Raw genomic sequence first — 14,056 nt, 5'->3', positions numbered from 1 at the left:
CCGGATACCGGCCAAAAGCCGATCTCAACCGTCAGGCGGCGAGCATTTTATCCACTTCCTGAACCAGGTCTTTCAGGTGGAAAGGCTTGGAAAGGACTTTTGCATCCTTAGGCGCATCAGATTCCGGATTGAGCGCAACGGCCGCAAAGCCGGTGATGAACATGACCTTCAAATCGGGATCCAGCTGCGTCGCACGGCGCGCCAACTCGATGCCATCCATCTCAGGCATCACGATATCGGTGAGAAGCAGCGAAAAGGGCTCTTCCCGAAGACGCTCATAGGCGCTTTTGCCGTTATCGAAAGACACAACGTCGTGGCCGGCATTTTCAAGCGCCTTGGCCAGGAAACGACGCATGTCATTGTCATCTTCCGCAAGAAGGATACGCGACATCGTTTGCAACCATTACCTCATGAGGGAACCATTTCTAACGGGTGACGCCCCGCCAACCTCCCGCTCGGTTATAGTGCGAATCCCGCGTAAAGATAGAGTGAAACCGATCTGATGGGGACGGTGGGCAGTTTCTGTGGACTGAGTGTTAATTCCTTGGCACCATGCTAGATCAGGAAACGAAAGGGTATCAATTGGCAACGAGCGACCCCAGCGATCCATACGGAACCGATCAGGTCGACTTCAACGGCCATCCTCCCTTCGAGGTCCTTGCTCCGGCGGATCAGCGCCTACCCTTTGTCTTCAACTCACCGCATTCTGGCTGCCAGTATCCGCAGAGCTTTCTTGAGGCTTCGCGGCTGAACAGCCACAGCATTCGCAGGTCTGAAGATGCCTTCGTCGACAGCCTCTTCAAGCATGTCGTTCCGCTCGGGTCCCCCCTTTTGAGAGCGCATTTCCCGCGCGCCTATCTTGATGTGAACCGGGAGCCCTATGAGCTGGACCCCAAGATGTTCGAGGGGCGGCTGCCTTCCTACGCCAACATTCGCTCCATTCGGGTTGCAGGCGGCCTTGGAACAGTGGCGCGCGTTGTCAGTGAAGCGCAGGAAATTTACCATCATAGGCTGCCGGTCAGTGAAGCCCTGTTTCGGATCGAGGGCATCTACAAGCCTTATCACTCGACCTTGCGTCGTCTGCTCGCGCAAACGCACGTGACATTCAGCCATGCAATTCTCATCGACTGCCACTCCATGCCGTCGACCGTGAAGTGCCAGACAACGGACCAGCGCCCGGACTTCATCCTCGGGGACCGCTACGGAACAAGCTGCGCGCCAGAGCTGACAGAATATGCGGCCTCACTCCTGTCCGGCATGGGCTACTCGGTCAACCGCAACAAACCCTATGCCGGCGGTTTCATCACGGAACACTATGGCCGTCCAGCGCGGGGTCTCCATGCGCTTCAGATTGAAATCAATCGCGGCCTGTATATGGATGAAGTCACCCACGCACCCCATAGTGGCTTCAACGCCCTGGCGGACGATCTTGCGCGATTTGCGCGGGACCTGACTTCGATGCCAGACGCCTCATTCATCGGCGACGCCTTGGCCGCAGAGTAAGCTCCAGCAAAAAAGTATAAAAAAAGGGCCGCTCAAAAGGCGGCCCGAGTCTAGGGAGGAAACGCCCAAGGAGGGCGGCACAAAACGAAAGATCGTTTCGCGCTGCAATAAAACTCGCACCGCATCGCACAAACGTCAAGCACAGCTTATAGGCAAAGCCTGATCAAATGCTGAGCAAATGCCCAGTTTTCAAGTAAATGCGCTTCAATCTGTATCAAAACAAGCACCTGATTTATATAAGTAATAATCTTGATACTCAGCCAGCCAAGAAGAACAGCCACCCAACCACAAGGTATGCTCAATGAACAATGCAGACATGCGAATTTCGCATATCTACTCGGATTTTATCGAACGTCTCGCAACGGCGGCAAGCGACGCCATCATGCCGCACTTCAGAACCGGGCACGATGTCGAGAACAAGCTGGCAGGTGGGTTCGATCCGGTGACCGTCGCCGACAAGGCAGGAGAAACCGCCATGCGGGCCCTGATCAATGCTGAATTTCCCGATCACGGGATCCTTGGCGAGGAACATGGGCCCGAGAACACCGATGCGGAATACGTATGGGTGCTTGATCCGATCGACGGAACCCGCGCCTTCATTACCGGCTTGCCGACCTGGGGCACACTCATTGGCCTGGCAGAAAAAGGCACCCCGCGTCTGGGCATGATGATGCAGCCCTATGTCAGGGAAGCTTACGTCGGTGACTGCGACACTGCCTGGTACAAAGGCCCGATCGGCACCAAGGCGTTAAAGACGAGATCCTGCCAGAACCTGGCTGATGCGGTCATGTTCACGACCACGCCCGCGCTCTTCCAGGGTGAGGAGCGGACCGCTTATGATGCGATCGAAGCCAAAACCAAGTTGGCGCGCTATGGCACAGATTGTTATGGCTATTGCATGGTTGCCGCGGGTCACGCCGACCTCGTTGTCGAAACTGGCCTACAGGCCTATGACGTTGTCGCGCTGATCCCGATCGTAGAGGGGGCTGGCGGCGTCATGACCAATTGGACCGGAGGCTCCGCAGCAGACGGCGGGCAAATCGTTGCAAGCGGTGACCCGAGACTGCACGAACTGGTTCTCAAGGGGTTGGCCACCGCCGCGATCTGAGCAAGTCCCGAGAGTAAAATCCCCTGTCAGCCAGCCTGACCGGGGATGAACGCATCGAAGGCCGCCCAGAACTGATCGCGAATGGCATCCCGCTCCATCAGCAGTTCATGTTCAGCGCCGGCGATTTCCAGATAACCTGCCGACTTCATCCGCGACACCAGTTCTTCGGTGGCTGGCGTCGAGACAATCCTGTCTTTGCCCGCAGCGACGACGAGGCATGGTAAGGAGACACTTGGTCCATATTCCCGCTTGCGGAACGACAAAATGGCTCTCGAGACCGCATAGAGCCAGCCGATCGTCGGCGAACCAAGTCCCAGCTCCGGCGCTTGCCGAAGGACCGCATTGAAGCGCTCGAACCTGGTTCTATCCTGGGTCTGCCGGTTCTCCTCGAAGTCGACAAAGAGATCACCGTTGCCACCGGGAATATAAAGCCGACCGAGGCCAATCCACTTGAAGGCGGTGGCAACTCGAAAGGACCAGCGCTCCTTCCAGCCATTATCCAGCATCCCCGTAAGCGGCGAACTGAGAACAACCCGGTCAAGCATGGTGCGCAAGCGAAGCGCATCGGACAGCAGAACCGCACCACCAGTGGAATGAGCAAGGGCGAAGTGGGGTCCCGGGTACTCGGCCAGCGATACTTTCTGGAGGATCGTGTGAAGATCCTCGCGAAATCGCTTCATGTTACCGATGTGGCCCTTGCAACGATTGCGCAAAAGCCGCTCGGAGCCGCCCTGGCCCCGCCAGTCAAACGCGATCACCGCAAAGCCTCGCTGGCGCAGGTCTTCGATAACCTCGAAGTATTTTTCGATGAATTCAGCCCGTCCCTGCAAGAGCGTGACAGTTCCGCGGCGCGGTCCGCCTGTCGCAGGCCAGTGAGCGTAGCGAAGGGCTACACCGTCGCTGGTCTGTATCGAACCCGAATTGCAGCCCTCGGGGATGGGATTGTCCGGATGGTCGATCAAGGTCACGGGCACTGTCCATCAAGGTTTCACCACCCTTTTGATAGCTGCAGCCAGCGCGCCCTACAACCGCAAACGACCGCAGCCAAAATGGCAACGGCCGTGTGATGCAGTTCGAAATCGACGGATCACCAGCGATAGTTCCAGTGGCCGTGACGATGGATTGGACGTTTGCGCAGGATCTGGCCGGTATGACCGTCAACCACCAGACGCATCGGCATGCCGCGCCAGCCATGCGCACGGACCATATAAACAGGACCGCGCTCACCTAGGATACGGATCTTGTGAAAGCCGCGATGCTTCAGGCTGCGACGGACCTGCCGCGGGCCCATCTTGCCCCAATGGCCGCGCTTTTCACCATGACCCCATTTAGGGCCATGCCCACGTCCCTTGTGCTGCCCTTTCCGATAGTCAACTTCAAGCGTGACCGCGCTACCGCGCGCCTCGGGACCCTGCTGCTGGCGAGGACCCGCCTGAGCGGTGCCGATCAGAGTTGCAGCGACAAGAGCAGCGGCAACTGGTGCAGTTATGAATTTCTTGGCAATGAACATCTCGTGTCTCCTCGTTTCCATCACCAGCGCTGTACTGATGTTGAAGAGACTTTGCCCCAAGGCGGTTGAACCGAAACGGAAGCACCTGTTCATCTTCGGTTCAGCAGAAGCCGGCCCACTTGAAAGCGAAAAAGCCAGCCACCATCTACATTCTGTGGGCGCCAATCGGGCCTACATAAAGCTTTCCATCTCGCCAGATCGGGGGACCGGGAAGCAAGACCATATCCGTTGCTCAACTAAAGAGGACAGAACACATGCGTCACTTGGACTTTTCACCGCTTTATCGCTCTACCGTTGGATTTGACCGGTTGTTTTCAATGCTCGACACCGCAAATTCCGACGCACCGAGCTATCCGCCCTACAACATCGAACGCACGGGTGAGAACACCTATCGCATCACCATGGCTGTGGCAGGCTTCGCCGAAGCCGATCTCACGGTCGAGGCGAAGGAACACGTGCTGACGATCAAGGGTGAGAAACAGGAAGAAGAAGCCGAACGCGACATTCTCTATCGCGGCATCGCTTCACGTGCTTTCGAACGCCGTTTCCAGATCGCGGAATACGTCCGCGTTGAAGGCGCTCATTTGGAGCACGGCCTCCTACACATCGATCTTATCCGGGAACTCCCGGAAGCCATGAAGCCGCGCAAGATTGAGATTGGCGCTAGCTCACCAAAGCAGATCGAAACCAAATCTCACTAAACACTCTCGTTTGTCGAGAACTGATCGGGCGCCCGGGAAACCGGGTGCCCTTTGTTGCATCTAGGTGTTCTATGTTCCGAGCAAATTCAGGAAAACATCCACATCATCTTCGGAAGTTGCGAAACTCGTGACCAGTCGCAAACAGACCTCATCCGCTGACGGCGCAATGGAGAGATCCAGACCCTTGGCCGACCATTCATAAAACGCCGCGCCACCATCGCGAAGCCTCTCAACCAGGTCGCGCCTGAGGACTGGAAACACTTCATTAGCTTCAACCGGCCAAGCCGTCCGTCCACCAGCCAATCGGATACCATCGGCAAGCCGTTGCGCCATTTCATTCGCATGGGCCGCTGTCCCAAGCCAGGCATCCTCTTCGAAGTAGCCTTCGAACTGCGCGGCAGCAAAGCGGCTTTTGGAAAACAGGTGCCCACCGCGCTTGCGGAAATACTCGAACCCGCGCGCCTGTTCCCGATTGAAGAACACAACTGCCTCGGCGCACCAGCAACCGTTTTTGGTTGCGCCGAAGGAGAGCACGTCTACACCTGCCTTCCACGTCATCTCGGCCGGTGTTGCGCTAAGCGAAACCAGCGCATTGGCAAATCGCGCGCCATCCATGTGCAGGGCAACATCCCGCTCAAGCGCAACGCTCTTGATCCGGGCGATATCATCAAGGGTATAAACAGTGCCGCACTCGGTCGACTGCGTAATGGAAACGCTGGCGACCTGCCCGTGATGGACGACCCCATCAGGGAAAGCTGACATTGCCTCCTGCAACGCCTCAGCCGTGAACTTGCCATCCGTGCCAGGAACCGAGACCAGCTTTCCACCGCTGGTCATGAATTCTGGGCAACCGCACTCATCGACCTGAATGTGAGCATCGGGATGACAGAAGATCGCACCGCCGGGCTTGGCGAAAGAAGCAAGGGCGAGCGAATTGGCCGCAGTGCCCGTCCCGACGAAAAACACTGAGACGTCAGTCTCAAAGATCTCCGAAAACCGGGCCGTGACGCTCTCGGTCAGTGGATCAGAACCATATGCGGGGGCAAGCCCGGTGGAATGACGGGCCAGGGCAGCCATCACCGGCGCCGTGGCTCCCGCCCAATTATCGCTGGAAAAATTCATGCCCCGGTTTAATCAGCTCTATCAGACCGGGGCAAGATCACTTGCTCAGTAGTAGCGTTCACGCTTGCGATAATAGGAACCAAGTAGGGCATCGAGCGACACGAAACCTGGGCCCTTCAGCATCGGCACCAGAAGCACGAAAACCCACATCAAACGCTGATCAGCGATAAGCGAACCGGGGTTGCCGTCAAAAAGCGACCCGATGGTTGCCGCATCAACATGATGACCGGTGATGTCGACATAGCTCATGACCACCACAAAGACGATCATCCCGAGGCTGGCCGCTCTTGTGAAAAGCCCGAGGGTAACAAGCACCGGAAGGATAAATTCACTCCACGTTCCCAAAAGAACGATGAGCCCAAAGGGGAAGAAGGCAATCTGGCTTGTGTCGTAACTGACCTGCTCCATCATCCCCGGAAGGATCTGTGCATATGCACCGGAGCTCGGAGACAGGAAGCCCAAGATTCCGGTGCCGATCTTTGTGAGGGCAGAATTGATGAAATAGACAAGAAGAACGCTTGCGAAGACAAACCGGGCGGCAAGCCCGATGAACCATCCATTCGTAAGGCGCTCCAGCGTGCCGAAAACCGTATGATAGAGACTGACGAGTAGTCCGATAAGCGTGCTCATATTTCCCCCAATTGGCAATGTGACCAGAACCGAGCCGGCACAGCCTCATGATGCAAGGGTACGAAAGACCCCTGCGGATAAAAAATCTGTCAGAACACCTGACAGGTCAAAATTCTCGACCCCGACACTTGCGGCCTCAGCGGCCTGACCCAATGTGGATCCTGAGCGCAGTTGCTCCAAAAACAATGCCCCGCCGGGCCGCAGCAGCATCAATTCCACGTCCAGATCCGGTCGCGTAATCAGTACACTTTGCGCATCTTTGAGATCGATGGCCATGTCATCATCCGGCAAAAACCTGTTCACGGCCACAAAGGACAGGATTGGCCAGGCAGACTCCACAACAATTGCAGCCGGATGAATCTTGAATGTCATGTTGCCAAGTGCGTCAGGCGCAACCTCGGCAAGTTCCTCGGGTGAAAGCGGCATGGCATCTTCCGCGTGATAGGCCTGCAGCCAGTTCCATTCGACCCGCGCAACATCCGCGAGATAGGGATAAGCAGCCAAAGGTTCAAAAGTTTCCAGGAATGCGGGAAACTCGGCTCCGTACCACATCAGGACCGGTGATTTCGGTGGCTTCTCGACAACAAACTCCCGCGCGAGCGCCTTGAAGTAGTCTTCTCCAATCATGCGTTGAACCGCGGGAAATGTCTGTTCGATCGCCTCAACGAGGCTGACAACAACATTGTTCCGATAGACGGTGAAACGCTTGGGCGCAGGTTTGCCATCAGGCCCAACGACACCGCTCGGAACTGGCAGGGATGTGTCCAGAAGGGCCTCACTGAACTCAGGCAGTGCAGGTGCAGCAGGTTGACCGTCAACCGACAAGCCGCGCCTCCTCTTTACCACGCCGAGCCAAAATTGAATCTGCGGCATCCGCTTCAGCCAACAGCACCGGCCATGCAGGAACATCATTGTCCCACTCGACCAATGTCGGCAGTGGCCCCCACTTATCAACGACCCTTTCGTAGAGCCGCCAAACGGCATCATCCACAGCCCGGTCATGAGCATCGATCAACAGCGGACGTCCAGCATCATCCTCATCCGGCGCATGCCCTCCAAGATGGAGCTCACCAACCGCCGCCATCGGAAAAGCGTCCAGATAGTCTTCTGCAGACCTCTCATGGTTGACGCAGGAAACGTGGACGTTGTTGACGTCCAGGAGCAGACCACAGCCCGTGCGCTCGACAATCCGTTTGAGGAACTCAAGCTCGGTCATGGAGCTCTGCTCGAAAGCAATATAGGTCGATGGGTTTTCGAGAAGCATCCGCCGCCCAAGCGTCTCCTGCACCCCATCTATATGGTCGCAAACGCGTGATAGCGTCGCTTCATCATAAGGTACGGGCAGGAGATCATTGAAGTAGGTCGTGTCATGGGTCGACCAGGCGAGGTGCTCAGAAAAAAGACCCGGCTCATAGCGCTCATTCAGCGACTTGAGACGCTGCAGGTGATCCGTGTCGAGCGGCCTCTCTGCACCGATCGACAAGCCTACGCCGTGGAGTGATATCGGATAATCGCGGCGAATAGCCTCGAGCTGGCGATGAGGCACACCACCAGCGCCCATATAGTTTTCCGCATGAACCTCGAAAAAACCAATGTCCGGTCTGGTCTCGAGAATTTGCAGCACATGCTCACCCTTGAGACCCGCACCCGCCCGCGCCGGCAACTGAGGGGAAACCCTGTCGTTCCTGGATGTTTCCGTGGCGAATGAGTGGGTCATCGGACTTCTCATGGGGCATTGAGACGGTCCCGGGCAGGGTTTCCCTGCCCGGGCACGATCGCTGAACGTTAGATTACGCCTTCGGAAGGTCGCGGTCGAGCTCAGTCAGAGAGCCTTTGCGGCCATCAGGCAGCTCCATGGAAACACAAGTGCCCGTTGGCACGAGGGTCCATGCGTTGCCCTGGTAGTCAACCGTTGAGGTGCCTGCGCAAGTCGTGCCCGCGCCTGCCTTGCAATCGTTCTTGCCTTTGAGGGAAACGCCGTAGCATTTTTCCTTGGCCTGCGCATTTGCGGCTGTTGGTGCGGCGACACCGGCTACTGCGGTTGCAACAGCGCCTGCAACGATCGCGGCAGTCATGACCTTTTTCTGCATCGAAACTTCCTCCGTCTAGGATCTCTGAACACGACAGGCTTCGTTCCTGATTCAGCCGTGTCATGAGAAAGAAATGAGCATTTCTTCCATCAATAGGAAATCAAACGGCTGTGACCTTTGGGAGAGCAGGAACCATACCCCAAACGCAGCCGCGCAACATTCTTACTCGCCAATGCGTTTAAAGTTATTAAAATGGCCACTCGCAACTTGAGAGGCGAAACAAATATAATTTTAGAGTATATAAACGCTCTTGCTCCTCGCTTCGAAATCTGGCATGTTCGCGCCGCTCGGAATAGGACAGGACCACTGTCCCTTTTAGCGTGCCTGGATTGTGGCAGCTTAAAAGCGCGGATAGAAACAGGCTTCCATCCCGAGCCGACCAGAGAATTGCCAAATGGGGGCAATTCTGAAGCGAAGGCCCGGCGGAGATCGGGCACTCGGTGGCAGTACAAAACTGCTGCGTCAATGCGACGGTTCGCTTTAATGGGGGCGGAACGTTAGATATTTCGACAGAGCCGAGGCTGGCAGCCAGGGTCGTCGCACGAGCCGCGTCCGGACAGGAACGCGACCCGAACGTGACCCGACGCTTTAGCCACGGTAAAACTGGGGTAAACGTGAGGGCGCACATGACGAAGACAGAGCTGACGACCAGCACAGCCATGCAGGCCGAAGGACTGGAAGCGGAGAACACCACCGCCACCAAATCTTCTCTGGCCACACGACTGAGCGAGGCCGCCGACAAAGGGCTCTACAACCCGTCGCGCGAACACGATGCTTGTGGCGTCGGCTTCATTGCTCACATGAAGGGCGAAAAGTCCCATCGCGTGATTGCAGATGGCCTTCAAATTCTGGAAAATCTGACACACCGTGGTGCTGTTGGCGCAGATCCCCTGATGGGCGACGGCGCAGGCATGCTGGTGCAGATCCCGCATTCTTTCTTCGCTGAAGAACTGGCGGCACAGGGCATCACGCTGCCCAAACAGGGCGACTATGGTGTCGGCTTCCTGTTCATGCCCCAGGACGATGCCCTCCGCGCCAAGTGCGTGGAAATCATCGAGCGCGCAATCGACTCCGAAGGTCAAAGCCTCATCGGCTGGCGCGATGTTCCCGTCGACAATTCCTCCTTGTCGAAGGCCCCTGACATTGCCGCGACCGAACCCGTCTCACGTCAGGTCTTCATCAAGCGCGCCGAAAACGAAGATGAACTCGCATTCGAGCGCCGTCTCTTCGTCCTGCGCAAGGTGATTTCCAACGCAATCCGTGCCGAGACCGATGCCGTTGAGAAGGGTTTTTACAACGTCTCGCTGTCGAGCCGCACGATCGTCTATAAGGGCATGTTCCTGGCCTATCAGCTGGGCGCCTACTACAAGGACCTTAAAGACGAGCGCTTCATCTCGGCACTTGCGTTGGTGCACCAGCGTTTCTCGACCAACACCTTCCCATCCTGGGACCTTTCTCATCCTTATCGGATGGTTGCCCATAACGGCGAAATCAATACTCTGCGCGGCAACGTCAACTGGATGGCCGCGCGACAAGCTTCCGTGTCTTCACCGCTGTTTGGCGACGACATCTCCAAGCTCTGGCCGATCTCTTATGAAGGTCAGTCGGACACGGCATGTTTTGACAATGCCCTCGAGTTCCTCGTCATGGGCGGCTATTCGCTCGCCCATGCAGCCATGATGCTGATCCCGGAAGCTTGGGCCGGCAATCCTCTCATGGATGAAAACCGCCGCTCCTTCTACGAGTACCATGCCGCGATCATGGAACCTTGGGACGGTCCGGCTGCCGTGGCCTTCACGGATGGACGCCAGATCGGCGCAACGCTTGACCGCAATGGCCTGCGTCCTGCCCGCTACATCGTCACGGACGAAGACTTTGTCATCATGTCTTCAGAGGTCGGCGTTCTGCCGGTCGCCGAAGAACGCATAGTACGCAAGTGGCGTCTCCAGCCTGGCAAGATGCTGCTCATCGATCTCGAGCAAGGCAGGATTGTTTCCGACGACGAAATCAAGCGGGAACTGTCGACAGCCAACCCCTACAAGGATTGGCTGCATCGCACACAGATCGTTCTTGAAGACATGCCAGAAGTGCGCGGCCGCGCGCCGGTTGCCGGCGAGAGCCTGCTCGATCGCCAGCAGGCCTTCGGCTACTCTCAGGAAGACATCAAGCTGCTGATGACACCCATGGCGACCATTGGCCAGGAAGCCATCGGTTCCATGGGCACTGACACGCCATTGTCGGCACTCTCCGACAAGTCGAAACTGCTCTACACCTATTTCAAGCAGAACTTCGCGCAGGTCACCAATCCGCCGATCGATCCGATCCGTGAAGAGCTGGTGATGAGCCTCGTGTCCTTCATCGGCCCGCGCCCCAACTTGTTCGACCTGAAGGGACTGTCGTCCTCGAAGCGTCTGGAAGTCCGGCAGCCGATCCTGACGAACGAAGATCTCGAGAAGATTCGTGCCATTGGCGAGATTGGTGACAACCAGTTTTCCGCCAAGACGCTCGACATCACCTATTCGGCTGAAAAGGGCTCCGATGGCATGGAAGCTGCCTTGGAAGAGCTTTGTCAGCGCGCCGAGAAAGCTGTCCGGTACGGCGACAACATCATCATCCTTTCGGACCGCCTGATCAGCCGCACGCGCATCGCGCTGCCGGCTCTGCTGGCCACCGCCGCGGTTCATCATCACCTGATCCGCAAGGGCCTGCGCACATCGGTCGGCCTTGTCGTCGAAACCGGGGAAGCGCGGGAAGTCCATCACTTCTGTGTTCTGGCCGGTTTCGGGGCCGAGGCAATCAACCCTTACCTCGCCTTTGAGACCCTACTCTCGATGCATGCCGAACTTGATTTCCCTGAAGAGGTCGATGCTGGCGAAGTTGTGTCGCGCTACATCAAGTCGATCGACAAGGGTATCCTAAAGGTCATGTCCAAGATGGGCATCTCCACCTATCAGTCCTATTGCGGCGCGCAGATTTTCGACGCGGTCGGTCTGTCGACCGAATTCGTGAAGAAGTATTTCTCGGGAACGGCGACCACGATCGAAGGCGTCGGCCTGCATGAAGTCGCCTCTGAAACCGTTCAGCGCCACGATGAGGCATTCGGTGATGTAGCCGTTCTGCGTCGCTCGCTCGAGATCGGTGGTGAATACGCCTACCGCATGCGCGGTGAAAGCCACATGTGGACACCGGACTCCATTGCCGTCCTTCAGCATGCCGTGCGTTCAAAGCTTCCGGACATGTACCGGTCTTTCGCCGACATGGTGAACACTGAATCCGGGCGCTACTCCATCAGAGGTATGTTCCGGATCAAGAGCGCAGACGAATTGGGTCGCAACCCAATCGACCTCTCTGAGGTTGAATCGGCCGAAGACATCGTCAAACGCTTTGTGACCGGCGCCATGTCCTTTGGCTCAATCTCTCGCGAAGCACACTCCACGCTCGCGATCGCGATGAACGAGATCGGTGGCAAGTCCAACACCGGCGAAGGCGGTGAAGAGCCGGAGCGGTTCAATCCGTTGCCCGACGGTTCCCGCAACCCGCAGCGCTCTGCAATCAAGCAGGTTGCTTCCGGACGCTTTGGCGTGACCACCGAATATCTGGTCAACTCCGACATGATCCAGATTAAGGTCGCCCAGGGTGCAAAACCTGGCGAAGGCGGACAGCTGCCAGGCCACAAGGTGGATGCGGTCATTGCGAAGGTGCGGCACTCGACGCAAGGTGTCGGCCTGATTTCGCCGCCACCGCACCACGACATCTATTCGATCGAAGATCTGGCCCAGCTGATCTACGATCTAAAGAACGTCAACCCGGCGGCCGACATCTCGGTCAAGCTCGTGTCTGAAGTCGGCGTTGGCACGGTTGCCGCAGGCGTCGCGAAAGCGCGCGCGGATCACATCACCGTCTCGGGTTTCGACGGTGGAACGGGCGCTTCACCGCTGACCTCGATCAAACATGCCGGTAGCCCTTGGGAAATCGGCCTGGCTGAAACCCAGCAGACACTGGTTCTCAACGGATTGCGCTCACGCGTCGCCCTGCAGGTCGATGGTGGCCTTCGCACCGGCCGGGATGTCCTCGTCGGAGCCCTGCTTGGCGCGGACGAGTTCGGCTTCGCGACAGCCCCCCTGATCGCCGCTGGCTGCCTGATGATGCGCAAGTGTCACCTCAACACCTGCCCTGTCGGCATTGCGACCCAGGACCCGGTCCTGCGCAAACGGTTCAAGGGCACACCTGAGCACGTCGTCAACTACTTCTTCTTCGTCGCAGAAGAACTGCGCGAACTGATGGCAGCTCTCGGAGCGAAGAACCTTAACGAGATCATTGGCCGGTCTGACTTCCTCGACAAGGAACAGGCAATCAGCCACTGGAAGTCCCAGGGCCTCGACTTCAGCCGTATCTTCTTCCAGCCAGAAGCAAAGCCGGAAGAAAGGCGCTGGACCGAGCGTCAGGAACATCCAATTACGGACATCCTCGATCGTCGCCTGATCGCTGCGGCAAAGCCTGCACTGGAGTCCAAGGAACCGACGATCGTTGAAGAGACAATCTGCTCCGTCGACAGATCGGCTGGCGCGATGCTCTCTGGCGAGATTGCCAAGCGCTATGGCGCCAAAGGCCTTCCGGACAATACCTTGAAAATCATGCTCAAGGGCACCGCCGGCCAGGCATTCGGTGCCTTTGTTGCCAAGGGCGTCACGCTCAACCTAGAAGGCGATGCCAATGACTATGTCGGCAAAGGCTTGTCGGGCGGACGGATCATCGTGCGACCGCCGCAGAACACGCGGATCGTACCCGAAGATTCCATCATCGTCGGCAACACCGTACTCTACGGAGCCACCACCGGTGAATGCTACTTCCGCGGTGTGGCCGGTGAACGCTTTGCGGTGCGCAACTCGGGTGCTCTCGCCGTCGTAGAAGGTGTAGGCGATCACGGCTGCGAATACATGACCGGCGGCGTTATCGTTGTCCTTGGTCAGACCGGGCGCAACTTCGCGGCCGGCATGTCCGGCGGCATCGCCTATGTTCTGGACGAAGATGGTACGTTCGGCAGCCGCTGCAATCTTGCGATGGTTGAACTCGAGCCTGTGTCTGAAGAAGACGACTTGCTTGAAAAGCTGCATCACCATGGCGGTGACATTGAGCATAAGGGCCGCGTCGACGTCAGCTGTGACATGACACGCCATGACGATGAACGCCTGCGCCAGCTTTTGACCAAGCACGTGCTTCACACCGGCTCGACGCGGGCGCAGACCATTCTTGATGACTGGGCAACTTATCGTCCCAAATTCGTCAAGGTCATGCCTGTCGAATACCGCCGTGCGCTCCGTGAAATGGAGGAGAAGCGCCTCGGCATGGTGGCGGCGGAATAGCGCGTAAATCTGGACTTGAACCGGCTCTC

12 protein-coding genes are annotated in these 14,056 nt (G+C 57.4%); 4 read left to right on the top strand and 8 right to left on the bottom strand.

Annotated elements, in window-relative coordinates:
* Window positions 1–31: 31 nt before the first annotated feature.
* Entirely contained in the window at window positions 32–391 is a 360-nt protein-coding gene (cpdR, locus tag IG617_RS10980; RefSeq protein ID WP_153771877.1) for a cell cycle two-component system response regulator CpdR, read from the bottom strand.
* 191 nt (window positions 392–582) lie between these two features.
* Here cpdR and IG617_RS10975 point away from each other — a divergent pair, with 191 nt between their 5' ends.
* A complete protein-coding gene (locus tag IG617_RS10975) occupies window positions 583–1,503 on the top strand; it encodes an N-formylglutamate amidohydrolase (RefSeq protein WP_254170521.1) in 921 nt (306 codons plus the stop codon).
* Between the two features lie 301 nt (window positions 1,504–1,804).
* The gene (hisN, locus tag IG617_RS10970; RefSeq protein WP_254170520.1) at window positions 1,805–2,611 is read left to right on the top strand and encodes a histidinol-phosphatase; all 807 of its coding nucleotides are present in this window, start codon (window positions 1,805–1,807) and stop codon (window positions 2,609–2,611) included.
* A 26-nt stretch (window positions 2,612–2,637) separates the two neighbouring features.
* Here the strand turns inward: hisN and IG617_RS10965 are convergent, their stop codons facing one another.
* Complete coding sequence (locus IG617_RS10965) at window positions 2,638–3,579, bottom strand: alpha/beta fold hydrolase (protein ID WP_192109277.1); 942 nt, start codon at window positions 3,577–3,579, stop codon at window positions 2,638–2,640.
* Window positions 3,580–3,698: 119 nt separating this feature from the next.
* Complete coding sequence (locus IG617_RS10960; RefSeq protein ID WP_192109276.1) at window positions 3,699–4,121, bottom strand: hypothetical protein; 423 nt, start codon at window positions 4,119–4,121, stop codon at window positions 3,699–3,701.
* Between the two features lie 254 nt (window positions 4,122–4,375).
* Here IG617_RS10960 and IG617_RS10955 point away from each other — a divergent pair, with 254 nt between their 5' ends.
* Entirely contained in the window at window positions 4,376–4,822 is a 447-nt protein-coding gene (locus IG617_RS10955) for an Hsp20 family protein (RefSeq protein WP_192109275.1), read from the top strand.
* A gap of 69 nt (window positions 4,823–4,891) precedes the next feature.
* Here the strand turns inward: IG617_RS10955 and IG617_RS10950 are convergent, their stop codons facing one another.
* The 5 genes from IG617_RS10950 to IG617_RS10930 all read right to left on the bottom strand — a co-directional run bounded on the left by IG617_RS10950 (window position 4,892) and on the right by IG617_RS10930 (window position 8,664).
* A complete protein-coding gene (locus tag IG617_RS10950) occupies window positions 4,892–5,944 on the bottom strand; it encodes a threonine aldolase family protein (RefSeq protein WP_192109274.1) in 1,053 nt (350 codons plus the stop codon).
* A 45-nt stretch (window positions 5,945–5,989) separates the two neighbouring features.
* On the bottom strand, window positions 5,990–6,574 hold the full coding sequence (locus IG617_RS10945) for a DoxX family protein (protein WP_192109273.1): 585 nt from the start codon (window positions 6,572–6,574) through the stop codon (window positions 5,990–5,992).
* A 45-nt stretch (window positions 6,575–6,619) separates the two neighbouring features.
* The gene (locus IG617_RS10940; protein WP_209008421.1) at window positions 6,620–7,399 is read right to left on the bottom strand and encodes an HvfC/BufC N-terminal domain-containing protein; all 780 of its coding nucleotides are present in this window, start codon (window positions 7,397–7,399) and stop codon (window positions 6,620–6,622) included.
* Window positions 7,389–8,291 (bottom strand): MNIO family bufferin maturase, encoded by a 903-nt coding sequence (gene bufB / locus IG617_RS10935; RefSeq protein ID WP_192109271.1) that lies wholly within the window; start codon window positions 8,289–8,291, stop codon window positions 7,389–7,391. The genes IG617_RS10940 and bufB overlap by 11 nt, the downstream gene beginning before the upstream one ends.
* Window positions 8,292–8,364: 73 nt before the next feature.
* Complete coding sequence (locus IG617_RS10930) at window positions 8,365–8,664, bottom strand: BufA1 family periplasmic bufferin-type metallophore (RefSeq protein WP_153771868.1); 300 nt, start codon at window positions 8,662–8,664, stop codon at window positions 8,365–8,367.
* A gap of 626 nt (window positions 8,665–9,290) precedes the next feature.
* On the opposite strand from IG617_RS10930, the gene gltB reads away from it, so the two are divergent.
* Window positions 9,291–14,027 (top strand): glutamate synthase large subunit, encoded by a 4,737-nt coding sequence (gene gltB / locus IG617_RS10925; protein WP_192109270.1) that lies wholly within the window; start codon window positions 9,291–9,293, stop codon window positions 14,025–14,027.
* Window positions 14,028–14,056 lie beyond the last annotated feature (29 nt).

Origin of the sequence: Roseibium polysiphoniae, assembly GCF_014842925.1 — a bacterium.
Lineage (GTDB): Bacteria > Pseudomonadota > Alphaproteobacteria > Rhizobiales > Stappiaceae > Roseibium > Roseibium polysiphoniae.
This window is presented reverse-complemented; position numbering and strand designations above follow the sequence as displayed.

What these genes read in the sequence shown, in the direction of transcription:
- IG617_RS10945 (WP_192109273.1), bottom strand. Translation starts at nt 6,574, where the DNA reads ATGAGCACGCTTATCGGACTACTCGTCAGTCTCTATCATACGGTTTTC.
- IG617_RS10950 (WP_192109274.1), bottom strand. Translation starts at nt 5,944, where the DNA reads ATGAATTTTTCCAGCGATAATTGGGCGGGAGCCACGGCGCCGGTGATG.
- gltB (WP_192109270.1), top strand. Translation starts at nt 9,291, where the DNA reads ATGACGAAGACAGAGCTGACGACCAGCACAGCCATGCAGGCCGAAGGA.
- hisN (WP_254170520.1), top strand. Translation starts at nt 1,805, where the DNA reads ATGAACAATGCAGACATGCGAATTTCGCATATCTACTCGGATTTTATC.
- bufB (WP_192109271.1), bottom strand. Translation starts at nt 8,291, where the DNA reads ATGACCCACTCATTCGCCACGGAAACATCCAGGAACGACAGGGTTTCC.
- cpdR (WP_153771877.1), bottom strand. Translation starts at nt 391, where the DNA reads ATGTCGCGTATCCTTCTTGCGGAAGATGACAATGACATGCGTCGTTTC.
- IG617_RS10955 (WP_192109275.1), top strand. Translation starts at nt 4,376, where the DNA reads ATGCGTCACTTGGACTTTTCACCGCTTTATCGCTCTACCGTTGGATTT.
- IG617_RS10930 (WP_153771868.1), bottom strand. Translation starts at nt 8,664, where the DNA reads ATGCAGAAAAAGGTCATGACTGCCGCGATCGTTGCAGGCGCTGTTGCA.
- IG617_RS10960 (WP_192109276.1), bottom strand. Translation starts at nt 4,121, where the DNA reads ATGTTCATTGCCAAGAAATTCATAACTGCACCAGTTGCCGCTGCTCTT.